The sequence below is a fragment of the Microbacterium sp. BH-3-3-3 genome, from assembly GCF_001792815.1.
GTDB lineage: Bacteria > Actinomycetota > Actinomycetes > Actinomycetales > Microbacteriaceae > Microbacterium.
Genome location: NZ_CP017674.1, coordinates 1,581,852 through 1,598,887, shown reverse-complemented (window position 1 = coordinate 1,598,887; position 17,036 = coordinate 1,581,852). Strand labels below are relative to the sequence as shown.

Below are 17,036 nucleotides of genomic sequence, written 5' to 3'. Positions count from 1 at the left end.
CGGGGATCAGCGGCCGGTCACCGCCCGCGTCGCACGCCGCCTTCTGCGCATCGCGGCCATCGGGACGGATCCCGCGGGGAAGGCCCGTGTGATACTTACTGTCGATACATCTCTGTATCGAAACTCGACCCCCGAAGGGTGCTTCGTGTCGTATCTGGCCGTTCTGAGCCTGAAGAACCGCGCCCTCATCGCCCTGGTCACCATCGTGGCGGCGATCTTCGGCGGGCTCGCGCTGACGAGCCTCAAGCAGGAGCTCATCCCCTCGATCGAGTTCCCCCAGCTCGCGGTCGTGACGACCTATCCCGGTGCCTCGCCCGAGGTCGTCGAGGCCGATGTGTCGACGCCCATCGAGAACGCGATCCGAGGGGTCGAGGGGCTCGAGTCGACCACCGCCACGAGCACGACGAACTCGTCGATCGTGTCGGCGTCGTTCACCTACGGCACCGACCTCGCCGCCGCCCAGCAGAAGATCCTCGCGGCGATGGCGCGCATCAACGACCAGCTGCCCGAGTCGGCCGACACCACCGTCGCCTCGGCGAGCATCGACGACTTCCCCGTCATCCAGCTGGCGGTCACCGGCTTCACCGATGCCCAGGCCACCCAGGCCACCCTCGAGACGAGCGTCGTGCCCGACCTCGAAGACGTCGACGGCGTCAACGGGGCGCAGATCGTCGGCGGCATCGGCCAGCGCGTGACCATCACCCCGGATGCCACCCGGCTCGGCGAGCGGGGATTCAGCCAGCAGTCGATCACCGACGCCCTCGACGCCAACGGCGTGCTGTTCCCCGGTGGTTCGCTCACGCAGAACGACCAGACCCTGACGGTGCAGACAGGTACCAAGCTCACCAGCGTCGACGAGATCACCGCCCTTCCCCTCGTTCCGAGCGACGCGTCGCAGTTCCAGGCGGGTCGCACGACCATCGGCGACGTCGCGACGGTCGCCCTGCAGACCGACCCGGTCACGACGCTCTCTCGCGTCGACGGGCAGCCGGCGCTCACCATCGCCGTCACCAAGCTCCCCGCCGCCAACACCGTCGATGTCTCGCGCGGAGTGCTCGCGGCCCTGCCCGCCCTCGAGAGCTCCCTCGGTGAGGGCGCGACGTTCACCGTCGTCTTCGATCAGGCGCCGTTCGTGCAGCAGTCCATCGAGGCGCTCGCGCAGGAGGGCCTTCTGGGCCTCGTCTTCGCCGTCGTGGTGATCCTGGTGTTCCTCATGTCGGTGCGCTCGACGCTCGTGACGGCGATCTCGATCCCCACGAGCGTGCTCATCACCTTCGTGGGTCTGCAGGCCTTCGGGTACTCCCTGAACATCCTGACCCTCGGCGCCCTCACCATCGCCATCGGCCGCGTCGTCGACGACTCCATCGTCGTGATCGAGAACATCAAACGGCACTACGTCGGAGACGCCGACAAGATCCCCACGATCATCCGCGCGGTGCGCGAGGTGGCGGCCGCGATCACGGCATCCACGATCACCTCCGTCGCGGTGTTCCTGCCCATCGCGTTCGTCGGTGACGTCACCGGTGAGCTGTTCCGCCCGTTCGCGCTGACCGTGACGATCGCGATGGCCGCGTCGCTGCTGGTGTCGCTGACGATCGTGCCCGTGCTGGCGTCGTGGTTCCTGCGGCCCGGCAAGGTGGTCCGCGACGCGGAGGGCAACGCGATCGACCCCGAAGCTCCGGATGCCCCGCCCTCGCGCCTGCAGAAGGCGTACGTGCCGGTGCTGAGCTGGACGCTGAAGCACTCGGGAGTGACTCTTCTGCTGGCCGTGCTCGTGCTCGGCGGCACCCTCGCCACCGTGCCCCTGTTGAAGACCGACTTCCTCGGCGACTCGGGCCAGAACACCTTCACCGTCACCCAGAAGATCGGCTCCGCCCCCAGCCTGGATGCCGAGGACGCGGCCGCGCAGAAAGTCGAGGCCGTGCTGCTCGACACCGACGGGGTCGAGACCGTGCAGACCTCGATCGGCTCGAGCGGATCGGCGCTGCGCGACGCCTTCTCGGGCGGCGGGTCGGGGATCACGTACTCGATCACCTCGCAGTCGGGCGTCGATCAGGTCGACCTGCGCGAACGCGTGCGCACCGAGCTCGAAGCCCTCACCGACGCCGGTGAGATCGAGGTCGCGGCCTCGGGCGGGGGCTTCGGTTCCACCGCCATCACCGTCGACGTCACCTCGGCCGACTCGTCATCGCTCCAGCAGGCCAGCGATGCGGTCGTGAACGGTCTGCAGGGACGCGACGGCATCGGTCAGGTCACCAGCAGCCTGTCGGCGTCGCTCCCGTTCGTCTCTGTGCGCGTGAACCGCGACGCGGCGGCCGAGCGCGGCCTGTCGGAGCGCGCCGTGGGCGCCCTCGTGTCGAACACGCAGCAGCCCCGCCAGGCCGGCACCGTCGAGCTCGACGGTCGGGGGGTGACGGTGTACCTCGCCGCCGCGAACCCGCCCGCCACGATCGACGACCTGCGCGCGCTCGAGATCCCCACGGCGAGCGGCCCGGTGCGCCTCGACGAGATCGCGACCGTCGAAGAGAGCCAGACTCCGCCGTCGATCACGACGTCGCGGGGGCTGCGCACCGCCACCATCACCGTCACCCCCACCACCGACGACCTCGGCAGCTCATCGGCCAGCGTCACCTCGGCCCTCGCCGACCTGCAGCTGCCCGAGGGGGCCACCGCCGAGGTGGGCGGTGCCGTGACCGACCAGCAGGACGCCTTCAGCCAGCTCGGCCTCGCCCTGCTCGCGGCGATCCTGATCGTCTACGTCGTCATGGTCGCGACCTTCAAGTCGCTGCGTCAGCCGCTCGAGCTTCTCGTGTCGGTGCCGTTCGCGGCGACCGGCGCCATCCTCATGCTGCTCATCACCGGGGTGCCCCTGGGTGTGGCCGGAATGATCGGTGCGCTCATGCTCGTCGGGATCGTCGTCACCAACGCCATCGTGCTCATCGACCTGGTCAACCAGTACCGGGCACGGGGACTCAGCGTGCGCGACGCGACCATCGTCGGCGGGGCCAGGCGTCTGCGCCCCATCCTCATGACCGCGCTCGCCGCGATCTTCGCGCTCGTGCCGATGGCTCTGGGCATCACGGGCCACGGCGGATTCATCTCGCAGCCGTTGGCGGTCGTGGTGATCGGTGGCCTGGTGTCGTCGACGTTCCTGACGCTGCTCGTGCTGCCGACCCTCTACAACCTCATCGAGGGAGCAAGCGAGCGGCGCCGGGAGCGACGGGCGGCCCGAGGGGAAGAGTCCGACGAGACGCCGACCGACGACGCCCACCCGCTGAGCCGCCGAGAGCTGCGCGGGAGCCGCTGACCCGGCCCGGGCCCGTTACCGTACGTCGGCGTGGCACCGGGCCCCCGCACGTTGCTGTCGACGCGGCGCGGTCGCTCGACGCGGGCGCGGGCGGGGTGGTGAGCGTGGGCATCATCGGGACCTGAACCACGGATGCCGTGGCGTGCGAGGTGTCGCGGGCTTCGGGGCGGAAAGCCCCGAGGCCTCCCGCCGGGGCGAGAGCACGTGCGACGAGCGGCACCGGCGGTGTCGTGCTCGACGCGCGGCCGACCTCGGTGACCGACACCGCTCCCAGGGCCCCGGGGCGCGGTGCGCGGGCACTCGACGAGACGGAGCCCGCGCGGCGCGCGATCGACGACCGGTGCGCGCGGCGGCGGGGGGCGAGGTGCACGACGTGGGGGGTCCCGGCATCCGGCGCTCGAACGGCCGTCGCCTGGGCCGAGGCGAGGATGTGCGTGAACATGCCCGCCCACGCGAACATCGCGGCGCACGCGATGGTCTCGAACAGGGCGAGGTTGATCGTCGCCGACACGAACAGTGCGATCGAGATGACCAACCACACCAGGGCGACGCCCGTGCTGATGGCCATGCGCTTGCCGAGGCGGTGGAACAGGACGGGCGAGGTGAGCAGCAGCGCCAGGAAGCCGAGCACCATCGAACCCGCGACCCGGTCGTGCAGGTCTTTGTCGGTGTTGAGCGGAATGCAGCCGACGAGGGCGAGATTCACGCCGATGACATTGAGGCAGAGGAAGGCGATGGTCGCGGCTCCCCGGCGCACCGGTCCGCGACCGAGGCGGCGGACATCGCGGCGCACGCGGAAGGCGAAATACACGACGATCATTCCGCTGACCTTGAGCGTGTTGTTGAAGAATGCGGCCGAAAGGTCGTGGAACGTCCCCAACTGGCTGAAGTGCAGCTGCCACCACAGCGGGTCGCTCGTCGTCGCGATCGACAGCAGCAGGCCGCCCACCAGGACGATCAACGCCGCAGCGCCGACGTGCATCGTGGGCACGGCGTCGAGGCGTCGGACGACTCCGCGCAGGCGCAGGCGCAGGCGCGGGATCGAGGGCGAGGAAGGGGCGGCGGATCGGAGCGCGGTGCTCATGGCGGGGGATCTTTCCTCAGGACGGAACGAGCGTCCCCCCACACCGCGGGACCCTCGGCCCCCGTCGGCTCATTCGGGTATCAACCGAGGGAACCGTGGTCCTCGGCCGCCCCCGGCCTTGACGGAAACCGTCACTCGAATGGTAACGTTCGCGGCGCGTTATTGGGAAAGGGGTTGCCTGAGGATATCCCTGATCATCTGCACATTCCGTGTCCCCCAAATGGGGGACAAGGAATGCTCACGAGTGAAAGACGATGCCCCATTCCCGGGTGAGCGAAGCCCCCGGATCGAGGGTGTCGAGGTCGAGTCCCGAGGCGAAGGCGTTCGCCGGGGCGGTCATCGGCTCGATCGCCACAGCGAGGGGCTGGCCGGGGTACCGATCGGTCGTGAACACCTGCGCCCAACGGAATCCGTCGTCCTGCCAGAGTTCCACGACGCGTCCGTCGGGCGCGGTCAGGGTGTGCCGCGCGTGGCCCTCGGCGTCGCGCTCGAGACCGCGGTAGCCGTTGTCGAGCGAGGCGTCGCCCAGGCGTCGGCCCGCGCGCAGGTCGTTCGTCTCGTCTACCGACACCTCGTCGACCGGGATCTTGCGGTCGTCGAGCACGAGCGTGGTCGTGCCGGTGGACTGCACGACGAGATCGGCGGTGTCGACCCCGCCGATCTGCAGGTACGGGTGCACGCCGAGCGCGACCGGGGCGACCGTCGCTCCGACGTTCTCGATGACGTGCGTGACGTGCAGGCCATCGGGCTGCAGCGCGAACGTCACCCGGGTGCGCAGGTGGAACGGGTATCCGGTCTGCGGAACGACGTCGGCGCCGAGAACGAGGCGATCCGCAGTGTGCTCGATGGGCTGGTACGTGCCGAAGCGCAACAACCCGTGGCTGGCGTTGCCGAGGGCGGGCTCACTGATGGCGAGCTGCCGCTCGACCCCGTCGAAGGTGTACCTGCCGTCGCGGATGCGGTTCGGCCAGGGGACCAGCACGACGCCGGATGCCGCGGGCGTGGGTGCGTCGTCGGCGTAACGCGGAACCAGGTCGACGCCGTCGACCGTGAGCGCCCGCAGCGCCGCGCCCACCTGGGCGATCTCGGCGGACGCGTGGTCGGTGCGCAGGGGGAAGCGGTGTCCGGTGGGGTCGGCGGTCATGACGAGGCCTTTCTCGGGCGGGGCGGGCGCTGCAGCCAGGGGCGCAGCAGGCGGGTGACCCACGGGAGCACCGCGTAGGTCATGACGGGCGTGAGCATGAGGGTGGTCGCGAGCACGCGCAGCACCAGGGGCACCTCGGTGAAACCGGGCACGAAGCCCAGCAGCCAAGAGGCCAGCAGGTTGGTGGGGAAGAACCCGACCCAGATCGTCACCGCCTGCTTCCACCGCGGGGGAGCGGACGGGACCGGTTGCTGCACGGGTTGGGTCCCGGCATCCGTCGTCGAGCCGAACGGGGCGTCGAACCACCCCTCGATCCCGGTGCGTCGCTCCACGCGCTCCTCGCGGGCGAACGGGCGCCCCGAATCGAGCCACCACTGACGCTGCGTCGAGGTGTCCCACTGCTCGAGCGTCGTGATGTCGCGGAACCGGTAGAGCATGTACCAGAGGTCGCTGTCTTCGCCCGCGCGCACCCAGCCCGAGCCGAGGAAGCCGGGGAACGCGGTCGCGAGGTCGGTGCCGGCCTGCATCCAGGAGGTCGCTTCGGCGGTGCGCGTCGGGTCGATGCGCCGCTCGATCGCCACCGTGATGGGGTGGGCGTCGGTGTCTGCCATGGGTCCATCTTCGTCCACGCCGGGCGTTCACCGACGTCGGGGGAGGCATGTCCCACTTCGTGCGGTTCTGAGGCGTCGAACCCGCACGAATGGGGACATGAGCGCGGGGTGGGGGACGGGTGTCCCACTTGGTGCGATCGACGGGCCGCGAACCTGCACGGATGGGGACATGGATGCCATTCCCAGCCGCGACCGGTAACGTCGGGGAGTCGGCTCTGGACACCGCGCGTGATGCGCGGATGGGTTTGTAGTCCAAGGGGCCGATGGAGAGCACGCGATCGCGTCCTCCCATCACTAGTGAATGGCCCCCGGCCGACGGATGTCCGGGTTTCGCACCGCTGCGCGCGGTGCCGCTGTCTCGCGCGAAACAGAACCCAGAAGGACATCGTCATGCCCAAGAACAAGAAGCCCGCCGGCGGCCGCCCCGCCAAGAACTTCGAGCCGCGCTACGGTGCGCAGACCTCGTTCCAGGACCGCAAGCGCCGCCCCGAGGGCGCCGCGTCCGCGAAGCCCGGCAGCAAGAGCCCGAGCCACCGCGGTTACCGTCCCGAGGCCGAGGCCGCCCCCGACAAGCGTCGCTGGAGCGCACAGGACCGCGTCGGTCGCGACGAGTCGCGCGGCATCCGCAGCTCCGCCCGCGATGACCGCTCCGGCCGCACCGACCGCCCCGCGCGCTCGTTCGACGACCGCCCGGCGCGCTCGTTCGACGATCGCCCCGCGCGTTCGTTCGACGATCGTCCCCGCCGCGATTTCGGTGACCGCCCGGCCCGTTCGTTCGACGACCGCTCCGGTCGCCCCGCTCGCGATGACCGCGCCCCCCGCGTGGATCGCGTCGACCGCGACAGCCGCCGCGCCACCGGCGACGGTCGCCCGTCGTTCCGTGATGAGCGTCCGCGTCGTGACTTCGGCGATCGTCCGGCCCGTTCGTTCGACGAGCGTCCGCGTCGTGACTTCGGTGACCGTCCGGCCCGCGACGACCGCCCTGCCCGTTCGTTCGACGACCGCCCGCGTCGTGACTTCGGCGATCGTCCGGCCCGTTCCTTCGACGAGCGTCCCCGCCGCGATTTCTCGGACCGTCCCGCCCGCGACGAGCGCCCCCGCCGCGATGCCGGCGAGCGTCCCGCCCGGTCGTTCGACCGCCGCGACGAGCGTCCGGCCCGTTCGTCGGACGACCGCCCCGCTCGTTCGTTCGATCGCAGCGACCGTCCCGCTCGTTCGTTCGACCGCACGGATCGTCCGGCGCGTTCGTTCGACCGCACTGATCGTCCCGCGCGTTCGTTCGATCGCAGCGATCGTCCGGCCCGTTCGTTCGACCGTAACGACCGCCCCGCGCGCTCGTTCGACCGCAACAACCGCCCCGCCCGTTCGACCGACGACCGTCCTGCCCGGTCGTTCGACCGGAACGAGCGTCCGGCTCGTTCGTTCGACGAGCGCCCGGCCCGTTCGTTCGGTGACCGCCCCGCCCGTGACGAGCGTCCGCGCCGCACCGACGGCCCGAACCGCGCGGACTGGAACGCCACCCCGAAGCGCTCGGCCGAGCACGAGCAGCGCGTCGACGTCGTGCACGAGCGCCTGCAGGCGCAGGCCGTGGACGTCGCGACCGAGACCGGTGTCGGCTTCGCCGAGCTCGGTTTCGGCGACAACATCGTCCGTGCCCTCGCCAGCCTCGGCGCGGCCACGCCGTTCCCCATCCAGGCGGCGACGGTGAAGCCCATCCTCGACGGTCGTGACGTGCTCGCGCGCGGTCGCACCGGCTCGGGCAAGACGATCGCGTTCGGTGCCCCCATGGTCGAGAGCGTCCTGCGTTCGCAGGCGGGCGAGAAGCGTCAGTTCGCTCGCGCGCCCAAGGCCCTCATCCTCGCCCCCACGCGCGAGCTCGCCCTGCAGATCGACCGCACGGTGCAGGTCATCGCCCGCAGCGTCGGCCTGTTCACCACGCAGATCTACGGCGGCGTGCCCCAGGCTCGTCAGGTGGGTGCGCTGAAGAAGGGCGTCGACATCATCATCGGCACCCCCGGCCGCATCGAAGACCTGCTCAACCAGGGCAAGCTCGACCTGTCGCAGGTGCAGGTGGCCGTGCTGGACGAGGGTGACCACATGTGCGAGCTCGGTTTCCTCGAGCCGGTGCAGCGCATCCTGCGCGCCACCGCGAAGGGCAGCCAGAAGCTGCTGTTCTCGGCCACGCTCGACCGTGAGGTCGCCGCCCTCGTCGACGAGTTCCTCGTCGACCCGGCCGTGTACGAGGTCGCCGGTGAGGACCAGGACTCGGGCACCATCGAGCACCGCGTGCTCGTGATCGACCACCGCGACAAGGCCGAGATCCTCGGTTCGCTCGTCGACCGCCCGGGCAAGACCCTCGTCTTCGCCCGTACCCGCGCGTACGCCGAGACGCTCGCCGCGCAGTTCGACGACGCCGGTATCGCCGCGGTCGCGCTGCACGGTGACCTCAACCAGCAGAAGCGCACGCGAAACCTCGAGAAGCTCACCTCGGGTCGCGTCAACGTGCTCGTCGCCACCGACGTCGCCGCCCGCGGCATCCACGTCGACGACATCGACCTGGTGATCCAGGCCGACGCCCCCGACGAGTACAAGACGTACCTGCACCGTTCGGGCCGCACCGGCCGCGCCGGTCGCAGCGGCACCGTGGTGACGCTCATCACGCGGCAGCGTCAGCGCCGCATGACCGAGCTGCTCGACCGCGCCGAGATCCAGGCGCCCTTCGAGCCGGCGCAGCTCGGCGACGACCTGATCGAAGAGATCTCGGGCCGCCAGCTCGCGGACGTCACCTCGTAATCCGCCTCGATCGAGACCCCCGTCGCGTCCGCGGCGGGGGTCTCGTGCGTTCAGAAGAGCCGCGGCTCGCTGGCCGGAGCGACGCGGGGGCGAATGGATGCCGAGGGCCCGGTGCCACGGACCGGACCGAGGCTGCTCGTCGGCGTCGCGCGGGCGGCGAGGCCCGGCTGCGGTCGCCCGCGAGGGTGGTCGTCTTCGTCCCACCCGTCGAGTCGGTGCAGGCGCAGCAGGGGACGCATGCGTGCGCCGAGCCAGGTGCGGTAGGCCTTGGGCGCTTGGGCTGAGACGCCCGGGTAGAGACCGCGGTACGACGACACCAGGTGCGGTTGCTCGCGCCCCAGCCATTCGAGGAACCACTGCTTCGCGCCCGGACGCAGGTGCAGCGCGCCGTAGACGACGCGAGCCGCGCCGGCGGCGCGGATGCGCGCGAGGGCGTCGTCGAGTAGGGCGAGCGAGTCGGTCAGGTGCGGCAGGATCGGCATGAGGAAGACCGTGACGCGGAAGCCGGCGGCGGTGGCGGCGCGGACCGTGTCGAGGCGGGCGTCGGCGCTGGGGGTGCCCGGCTCGATCGCGTTCTGCAGGGCGTCGTCGAAGACGGCGATCGACATCGCCAACGAGACCTTCACCTGCGTGGCGGCGTCGGCGAGCAGGGGGAGGTCTCGGCGCAGGAGCGTGCCCTTGGTGAGGATCGAGAAGGGCGTGCCGTTGTCGGTGAGCGCACCGACGATGTCGGGCATGAGGCGGTATCGCCCCTCGGCGCGCTGGTAGGGGTCGGTGTTCGTGCCGAGCATGACGGGCTCGCGCGCCCACGATCCCCGACGCACCTCCGTGCGCAGCACGTCGGCGACATTGACCTTGACGACGATCTGGGAGTCGAAGTCGGCGCCGTAGTCGAGGTCGAGGTACTCGTGCGTCTTGCGGGCGAAGCAGTACGAGCACGCGTGCGTGCAGCCCCGGTACGGGTTCACGGTCCAGTCGAACGGCATGGCCGACATGCCGGGCACGCGATTCAGAGCGCTCTTGCACTGCACCTCGTGGAACGTCATTCCGGCGAACTCGGGGGTCGTCACCGATCGGACGAGACCGTCGATGCGCTCCATACCGGGAAGCGCCGACGGGTCGTCGACGCCCAGCTGCTGCCCCTGCCATCTCATGTCGAACATTCGAACACATGTTCTACTTTGCCGCAAGCGCAGCGGCGAACGACGAGCAGGACGAGCACGTGATCGACGGGACCCGTCGGAGCCGGAGCGTCGGCCTCTACGAGTCCGCCGCCCGCGCTCACCCGATGGTGATGATCCCGCCCCCCTCGCCCGAGTCGTAGGGCAGGTCGTAGGAGATGGTCGGCGCCTGCGGGTGGCTGACGGCGACGGTGATGTCGTACGGGGAGAAGTAACCGGTGGTGAACAGGACGTCCGACACCGCCAATCCTGTGGCGTCGGTTGTGCGGGTCTGCACGGTTGGTCCGACGTAGTCCCGCCAGCGTGCGGGGCCGCGAGTGATCATGAGGGTCACTATTTCTCCGGCTCCCGCGGAGGTGCCGTCCACCCGCAGGAGCCGCACGCCGACTCCGCTCTTGGTGATCTTGTTCGTCTGCCCGTCCTGGGGAGCCGCGGGCTGCGTCACCCAGACGAGCTTGCGCACCGACGACGTGATCGTGGCGGAGGCGGGGAACGTTTCCGCAGCCGAGCCGGACAGGGTTCCCGATGCGGTCGTCTCGCCGAGCTCGATGCCGGGAAGGGGGGCCGACCCATCGGCACCGGTCGTCACGAGGATACTTGTGGCGCCCCCGGGGGTGAACGTCATCCCGGCACTCAAAGAAACGGTCACCACGTCTCCGGAGGAAGGTGCGCCGTCTCTCGAGACGCGTACGACCACTCCCGAGAGCAGTCTCGACGAGTCGACGGTGTAGGTCGGCGCGTCGAACGACACAGTCGACGGGGTCACCACGACGACGCCCGACTCGTAGGGCAGGTCGTAAGAGATCGTCGGCGCGTACGGGTGGCTGACGGCGACGGTGATGTCGTACTCGGAGAAGAACCCGGTGGTGAACAGGACGTCCGACACCGCCAATCCCGTGGCGTCGGTGGTGCGGGTCTGCACGGTCGGTCCGACGTAGTCCTTCCACCTCGCGGGGCCGCGCGGGATCATGAAGGTCACGACTTCTCCGGCTCCCGCGGAGGTGTCGTCCACCCGCAGCAGTCGCACGCCCACTCCGCTCTTGGTGATCTTGTTCGACTGTCCGTCCTGGGGAGCTGCGGGCTGAGTCACCCAGACGAGCTTGCGCACCGACGACGTGACCGCGGCCGAGGCGGGGGTCACGCCCACCGACGTGGCGGACAGGGTTCCCGATGCCGTCGTCTCGGCGAGTTCGATGTCGGGCAGTTGGGCCGACCCGTCGGCACCGGTCGTCACGGGCAGGCTCGTCGTGCCCCCGGGGGTGAACGTCATTCCGGCGCTCAACGACACGGTGACCACGGCTCCGGCGAGGGGAGCACCGTCTTTCGTGACGCGCACGACCACCCCCGAGAGCAGCCTCGTGAAGTCGACCGTGTAGGTCGGCGCATCGAACGACGCCGTCGCCATCCCGGACGCGGCGGCGGCTGCCGGGGTGGCGACGGAGAGGGCGATCACGGGCACGGACCACGCCGCTCCCGTGACGAGGGTGCGGCGGGAGATCGGTGGGGGAGTCATGCGTCTCTTCTTCCGTCGTGGGACGTTCGAGGTCGGGGCAGGTGGCTTCAACGACGGCGGTGGTGCGCACCTGTCCGGTCGGGGCCGGAACGGCAGGATCGTCCTCACCGACCTTCTCCTGCGGCTGGCACAGGGCTGGGCGACGGGGCGGATTTTGGTCCGTCCCGGCGCAGTTTTTCGCCCGGTGGGTGATGCGAGTGACGAAGGATCCGCCTTGCGCCGGGCGTCGCGACTCGACTCCCCTCCCATCCGGGGCGAGAATGGAAGTCGTCATGTCGCACGATCCCGAGCTCTCGCCCCGCCGCGCTGCGCGCGCGGAGGCCGAGCGACTCGCGACGGCGGCCCTCTCGCTCCCGCCCGCCGCGGCCGAGCCCGTGCCCCCGATCCCCGCCGCCGAGCGGCCCGCCACCGACACGGCGGCCCTCGCCACCCGCCGCCGGCTGCGCGAGGCCACGGCCGCGACCGCCGCGCCGACGACGGCCTCGATCCCGGTCCTCCGCCGCCGTCGTCTTGTCGCCGTGGGCGGGGCCGTCACTCTGGTGGCCGCCCTCGCCATCGCGATCGGTGCTGCCACCTCGGGATCCCCCGGTGGCGCCGCGGCCGACACCGACGCTCCGCCCGTCGCCGCCGTCGTCGCCGGGCCCCCCACCGTGCCCGACGAGGGTTTGCCCGTCGTGCAGCAGGCGGCCGTCGCCGCCACCTCCACGCCGTGCGACGACCCGGCCTTCACCTCGGCCCTGGCCGCGGGTGACGACGCCGGTGCGATCGCGGCCGCGGGCGGTGGGGGCGCCTTCCGCGCAGCGGTGGCATCCGGGATCGCGCCCTGCGTGTCGTTGTCGGACCCGAACCGCGAGTGGATGGTGGTCAACAAGCAGCGCGCGTACGACCCCGTCGACTACCGCCCGGGCGACCTCGTGATGCCCGACAGTGTGCGCGCGCTCGAGGAGTCGGCGCTGCGCGCGCCCGCGGCGGGGGCGCTGACTCAGCTCGTGCGTGCGGCCTCCGACGCCGGTGCCGGCGAGATCGGCTACCTGAGTGCCTTCCGCTCGTACAGCACGCAGCAATCGACGTACGCCGGCCGCGTGGCCGTGGGCGGGGTCGAAGCCGCCGACCGCGAGAGCGCCCGCGCCGGGTACAGCGAGCACCAGTCGGGCCTGGCCGTCGACATCGTGCCGTGCAACGGATCGTGCGCCACGCTCGACGACGTCGCCGCCTCGCCCCAGGGTGCGTGGGTGCGCGATCACGCGTGGGAGTACGGCTTCATCACCCGGTACGTCGAGGGCAGCGAGGGCATCAGCGGGTACGAGCCCGAGGCGTGGCACCTGCGTTACATCGGCCCCGAGCTGGCCCGCGCGTACCACGAGGGCGGTTACGCCACCCTCGAGGAGTTCTTCGGCCTTCCCGGGGCGCCCTCGTACTGAACGTCGAGGCGTCGGAGGGGGCCTCCGGCTCCTCGAGTCCGACGGCGGGCGAGGCCGCGGTCCGGCCGTGCGCGAGGTCGTGCCGCGACGCCGCGCGCCGGCCGGATCGTCCTCCGGCGGGGTCGTCCTCAGGTGGCGCTCGTCCGCGGGCGGCGGCGAGCGAGGCGTGCGACTCCCGCGCGGCGCAGAGCATCGGCGACGGCGATGCCGATCGCCATCCCGGCAGCGGATGCCACGAGCGTGAGCAGGTAGAAGAGCACGACGGTGAGGGGCGCGAACGTGTCGAGTCCGAAGGACGCCCAGGCGAGGGTCGGGTAGACGGCTGCCACCACGACGGCTCCGGCGAAGAACTGCCACCGGTGGAAGAACCGGTACAGCACGACGAGGAACGGCAGCTCGACGAAGAAGGCCCACCAGAGGTTGGTCGCGACGCTGCCCCACCCGTACCCGGAGAGCGGCGCGGCCACGAGGCCCGAGATGAGCCCGACCAGCAGCGCGGAACCGGGGCGTTCGAGTAGGCGCATCGCGACGGCCGCGGGCACCAGCCACAGCCCGGCGAGTGCCACCGCCGCGAACGGCGCGGCGGCGAACAGCACCGTCGACACCCAGTTGGCGGCGGTCAGCATGATGCCGCCGGCGACGCCGATGGCGGCGCAGGTGAGCAGGAAGACGGTCGAGATGCGCGACATGGATGCTCCGGATCGGATCAGACGGACAGGCGGGGAACGACGAAGAGGGCGGCCGAGATCGCCCAGAACGCCAGGGTGAAGACGGTGTCGCCCCGGCGCCAGGGCACGCGGTGGCGCTCGGTGCGGTCGGGGTGGGCGCCGAACGCCCGCGCATCCATCGCGAGGGCGACACGTTCGGCGTGGCGGATGGCCCCGGCCAGAAGGGGCACGACGTATCCGATCCCGCGCGCGGGTGCCGAGAGCACGCCGCCCCGCGTTCCCCGCACGCGGTGCGCCTGGCGGATCACGTCGAGCTCGTGACCGAAGCGCGGGACGAAGCGGATCGCCGCGAGAGCCGCGTAGCCGATGCGGTAGGGCACGCGCAGGTTCTGCACCAATGCCCGCACCAGGTCGGGGCCCGAGGTGGTCAGTCCGCCGACGAAGGCGAGCGTCATGATCGCGGCCAGCCGCAGCGCGGTCGACAGACCCGTGGACACCGCCCCGTCGGTGAGCGCCCACTCCCCGATGCGGATCAACGCGGTGGTGTCCTCCACGCGGGCCGGGTCGACCCAGAGCGAGAAGCCCAGGCCGATCACCACGATCGAGAGGGGCACCACCCCGGCGAGGAGGGCGACGAGACGCCGGGTGAGACGCGTTCCGGTCAGGAGCAGGACGTAGGCGAGGCAGAGGAACGCGATCGGAGTGGTCAGGTCGCGCACGAAGACCAGCGCGATCATGGCGGCGGCCGGGCCCGCGATCTTGGCGAGCGGGTTGAGGCCCCCGAGCCACCGCGTGCCGCGCCGGCCGCGGGTGACGGCGGTCGTGTCGGTGCGTGTCGGTGCCGTGGTGGGGGCGGTCATGCCGACCCGCCCGGAAGGTCGCGCAGTCGCATCAGCGACGCGAGCTCGGGATGCCGCTGCAGACCGGTGAAGGCGCGCCGCAGCGCGGGAGTGCTGAGGCCCGCGCGTCGGACGACGTCCTCGTCGTCGAAGACATTGCCGACCGGTCCGTCGGCGGCGATCCGGCCGTCGTCGACGACGATCACGCGGTCGGCGTGCTCGGCGACCACCTGCATGTCGTGGGTCACGACGATGATGGTCGTGCCGTCGTCGCGCAGGTCGTCGAGCAGGCGCAGCAGTTCCTCGGCGCGGGCGCGGTCCTGTCCGAACGTGGGTTCGTCGAGCACGAGCAGTCGGGCGCCGCCGACGAGCGCGGTTCCCACCGACAGTCGCCGCTTCTGACCGCCCGACAGCAGGAAGGGGTGCATCGCGGCCTTGTCGGCGAGGCCGAACCGCTGCAACAGCGCCTCGGTGCGCGCGCGGACCTCGTTGTCGGAGAGCCGCTGTCGGCGAAGGCCGTGGGCGATCTCGTCGAACACGGTCGTCGCGATGAACTGGTGCTCGGGGTTCTGGAACACGAAACCCACGTGACGCGAAAGCGTGCGCGGATCGGTGCGGCGAACGTCGAGCCCCGCGATCCGCACGGTTCCGCGCGGTGGGCGCAGCACCCCGGCCAGGGCCTGCACGAGGGTCGTCTTTCCCGCGCCGTTGGCGCCGACGACGGCGACGAACTCGCCCGCGCCGACGGACAGGTCGACGCCGTGGAGCACGCGCGTGCGTCCGCGCGAGATCGTCAGCCCCTGTACCTGCACGAGGGGGTCGCCGATGCCTCGTCGCGGGTGTGGGGGAGCGGGTGCCGTCGCGGGCGGGGCGATCGTCTCGAGCGCCCGTCCCAACTCGCGAGGGGTCAGCGGCAAGGGGGTGATGTCGTATCCCGCCCGTCGCAGGCGCAGGGCCGCGAGGGTGGCCGTGGGCAGCCACACCCCGAGCGCGTGCAACTGCTCCGCGCGGTCGCGCAGCACGTCGTCGACGCCGCCGTCGGCGACCACCCGGCCCGTGGCATCCAGGGCGACGACGCGGTCGACCAGACCCATCGCCGCATCCAGGTTGTGCTCGACGAGCACGATCGCCCGGTCACCCTCGGCGACGACGTCGCGCAGCGCCGCGTACACGTCGTCGACGCCGCGAGGGTCGAGGTTGGCGGTCGGCTCGTCGAGCACGAGCAGGGGCGAGCCCATCGCCAGCGCGCAGGCGATGGCCAGACGCTGACGTCCGCCGCCGGAGAGCACGTCGGGGGCGTCGTGGCGACGCTCCCACAGGCCCACGCGGCGCAGGGCCTCTTCGGTGCGGGCGAGCACGACCTCGACGGGGAGCCGCAGGTTCTCGGGTCCGAACGCCACCTCGTCGAGAACGGTGCCCGTCACGAGCTGTGCATCGGGGTCTTGGAAGACCATGGCCACGGTGGTCGCGAGCTCGGCGACGGGCGTGGTCGCGGCATCCTTTCCCCCGACGCTCACCGTGCCCTCCACCGTGGCGGGCACGGCGTGCGGGATGAGGCCGTTCATGGCGAGCGCCGCCGTGGACTTCCCCGATCCGCTCGGACCGAGCAGCAGCACCACGTCACCGGGGTGCACGTCCAGACGCAGCGCGGAGGGGGTGGGCGTCGCGGCGTCGAGGTGGGTGATGGCCACGTCGCGCATGCGCAGCAGAGCCCCGGTGTCGGCGCGGGTGGGCGCGGTATCGGGGTGGGGGTGAGCGGTCACGGGCGAGTCCTCGAGGAGTGAGTACGCCCTAACTTAGTGCAGCCTAAGTTGGCCGCGCGCGCTCACTTCGTCGTCGAGAGACCGCGCCCCACTCCGGCGCGACGCAGACCCGAGCCGATGGCGAGCCCCACTGCCGTCCAGGCCACGGGTCCCGCGACGCCGATCACGAGGTAGGCGACGCGGGTGGCCGGCGCGAGGCTGGCGATGTCGGCCGCGAACCAGACGACCACGGCGACGAGCCCGCCGATCACGAGCGCCGAGCCGTAGAAGCGCACGGACGCCCACACGCGGTACCGGGTGAGGGCGGCGACGCCTTCTTGGATCCCGCCGAACAGCAGGGCCGTGCCGAGGAAACGGAACGTCCACTGCGGCGCCATGGCACTGGCCACCAGTGCGGCGAGCACGTGCGTCACCAGGGCCACCCCGGCGCGGCGCACCACCTGCTGCGCGATGATCCCGGGTAGCACGTGCGAGCCCAGCACGAGCCCGTAGGCCCAGGGTGCCCCCGCCAGGACGATCAGCGTCAGCCACCCGGCGGCACCGCCCACGATGCCGGTCCCCACCCCGATCGCGGCGCAGACGAGCAGCACGCGCGTGGAGAGACCGGATGCCAGGGACACCCGCTCAGCGTAGCGGCGACGCCGGGATCGCTGGACGCCCCGCCGGTCGAGTCGGGCTGGTCACGGGGGAGGCTGCTGAGCGTGACGAATCC

At 71.3% G+C, this 17,036-nt stretch carries 11 protein-coding genes and 1 pseudogene; 3 read left to right on the top strand and 9 right to left on the bottom strand.

Features of this window, described 5'->3' with window-relative positions; all coding sequences use genetic code 11:
- Positions 1 to 145 precede the first annotated feature (145 nt).
- Positions 146 to 3,307, top strand: a complete 3,162-nt coding sequence (locus BJP65_RS07380; RefSeq protein WP_070408695.1) for an efflux RND transporter permease subunit — start codon at positions 146 to 148, stop codon at positions 3,305 to 3,307.
- A gap of 493 nt (positions 3,308 to 3,800) precedes the next feature.
- Here the strand turns inward: BJP65_RS07380 and BJP65_RS17125 are convergent.
- From BJP65_RS17125 to BJP65_RS07370, 3 genes and pseudogenes are all read right to left on the bottom strand, one after another.
- Positions 3,801 to 4,289 (bottom strand): annotated as a pseudogene (locus tag BJP65_RS17125) (DUF998 domain-containing protein); the annotation flags it as partial.
- A 340-nt stretch (positions 4,290 to 4,629) separates the two neighbouring features.
- On the bottom strand, positions 4,630 to 5,535 hold the full coding sequence (locus BJP65_RS07375) for an aldose 1-epimerase family protein (protein ID WP_070408694.1): 906 nt from the start codon (positions 5,533 to 5,535) through the stop codon (positions 4,630 to 4,632).
- The gene (locus BJP65_RS07370) at positions 5,532 to 6,146 is read right to left on the bottom strand and encodes an antibiotic biosynthesis monooxygenase (protein ID WP_070408693.1); all 615 of its coding nucleotides are present in this window, start codon (positions 6,144 to 6,146) and stop codon (positions 5,532 to 5,534) included. Before BJP65_RS07370 ends, BJP65_RS07375 begins: the two co-directional genes overlap by 4 nt.
- Before the next feature lie 390 nt (positions 6,147 to 6,536).
- Here BJP65_RS07370 and BJP65_RS07365 point away from each other — a divergent pair, with 390 nt between their 5' ends.
- A complete protein-coding gene (locus tag BJP65_RS07365; RefSeq protein ID WP_070408692.1) occupies positions 6,537 to 8,939 on the top strand; it encodes a DEAD/DEAH box helicase in 2,403 nt (800 codons plus the stop codon).
- A 50-nt stretch (positions 8,940 to 8,989) separates the two neighbouring features.
- Here the strand turns inward: BJP65_RS07365 and BJP65_RS07360 are convergent, their stop codons facing one another.
- Together BJP65_RS07360 and BJP65_RS07355 are read right to left on the bottom strand one after the other, a co-directional pair.
- Positions 8,990 to 10,093 (bottom strand): Rv2578c family radical SAM protein, encoded by a 1,104-nt coding sequence (locus tag BJP65_RS07360; RefSeq protein ID WP_070409893.1) that lies wholly within the window; start codon positions 10,091 to 10,093, stop codon positions 8,990 to 8,992.
- A gap of 127 nt (positions 10,094 to 10,220) precedes the next feature.
- On the bottom strand, positions 10,221 to 11,633 hold the full coding sequence (locus tag BJP65_RS07355) for a hypothetical protein (RefSeq protein ID WP_070408691.1): 1,413 nt from the start codon (positions 11,631 to 11,633) through the stop codon (positions 10,221 to 10,223).
- A gap of 272 nt (positions 11,634 to 11,905) precedes the next feature.
- On the opposite strand from BJP65_RS07355, the gene BJP65_RS07350 reads away from it, so the two are divergent.
- Positions 11,906 to 13,054 (top strand): M15 family metallopeptidase, encoded by a 1,149-nt coding sequence (locus BJP65_RS07350; RefSeq protein ID WP_156784846.1) that lies wholly within the window; start codon positions 11,906 to 11,908, stop codon positions 13,052 to 13,054.
- Positions 13,055 to 13,182: 128 nt separating this feature from the next.
- On the opposite strand, the gene BJP65_RS07345 is transcribed toward BJP65_RS07350, so the two are convergent.
- The 4 genes from BJP65_RS07345 to BJP65_RS07330 all read right to left on the bottom strand — a co-directional run bounded on the left by BJP65_RS07345 (position 13,183) and on the right by BJP65_RS07330 (position 16,944).
- Positions 13,183 to 13,743, bottom strand: a complete 561-nt coding sequence (locus BJP65_RS07345) for an ECF transporter S component (protein WP_055831885.1) — start codon at positions 13,741 to 13,743, stop codon at positions 13,183 to 13,185.
- Between the two features lie 17 nt (positions 13,744 to 13,760).
- On the bottom strand, positions 13,761 to 14,582 hold the full coding sequence (locus BJP65_RS07340) for an energy-coupling factor transporter transmembrane protein EcfT (RefSeq protein WP_070408690.1): 822 nt from the start codon (positions 14,580 to 14,582) through the stop codon (positions 13,761 to 13,763).
- A complete protein-coding gene (locus BJP65_RS07335) occupies positions 14,579 to 16,261 on the bottom strand; it encodes an ABC transporter ATP-binding protein (protein WP_083285939.1) in 1,683 nt (560 codons plus the stop codon). The genes BJP65_RS07340 and BJP65_RS07335 overlap by 4 nt, the downstream gene beginning before the upstream one ends.
- A 125-nt stretch (positions 16,262 to 16,386) precedes the next feature.
- Positions 16,387 to 16,944 (bottom strand): ECF transporter S component, encoded by a 558-nt coding sequence (locus BJP65_RS07330; RefSeq protein WP_070408688.1) that lies wholly within the window; start codon positions 16,942 to 16,944, stop codon positions 16,387 to 16,389.
- Between the last annotated feature and the right edge of the window lie 92 nt (positions 16,945 to 17,036).

What these genes read in the sequence shown, in the direction of transcription:
- BJP65_RS07375 (WP_070408694.1), bottom strand. Translation starts at nt 5,535, where the DNA reads ATGACCGCCGACCCCACCGGACACCGCTTCCCCCTGCGCACCGACCAC.
- BJP65_RS07370 (WP_070408693.1), bottom strand. Translation starts at nt 6,146, where the DNA reads ATGGCAGACACCGACGCCCACCCCATCACGGTGGCGATCGAGCGGCGC.
- BJP65_RS07365 (WP_070408692.1), top strand. Translation starts at nt 6,537, where the DNA reads ATGCCCAAGAACAAGAAGCCCGCCGGCGGCCGCCCCGCCAAGAACTTC.
- BJP65_RS07360 (WP_070409893.1), bottom strand. Translation starts at nt 10,093, where the DNA reads ATGAGATGGCAGGGGCAGCAGCTGGGCGTCGACGACCCGTCGGCGCTT.
- BJP65_RS07355 (WP_070408691.1), bottom strand. Translation starts at nt 11,633, where the DNA reads ATGACTCCCCCACCGATCTCCCGCCGCACCCTCGTCACGGGAGCGGCG.
- BJP65_RS07350 (WP_156784846.1), top strand. Translation starts at nt 11,906, where the DNA reads ATGTCGCACGATCCCGAGCTCTCGCCCCGCCGCGCTGCGCGCGCGGAG.
- BJP65_RS07345 (WP_055831885.1), bottom strand. Translation starts at nt 13,743, where the DNA reads ATGTCGCGCATCTCGACCGTCTTCCTGCTCACCTGCGCCGCCATCGGC.
- BJP65_RS07340 (WP_070408690.1), bottom strand. Translation starts at nt 14,582, where the DNA reads ATGACCGCCCCCACCACGGCACCGACACGCACCGACACGACCGCCGTC.
- BJP65_RS07335 (WP_083285939.1), bottom strand. Translation starts at nt 16,261, where the DNA reads ATGCGCGACGTGGCCATCACCCACCTCGACGCCGCGACGCCCACCCCC.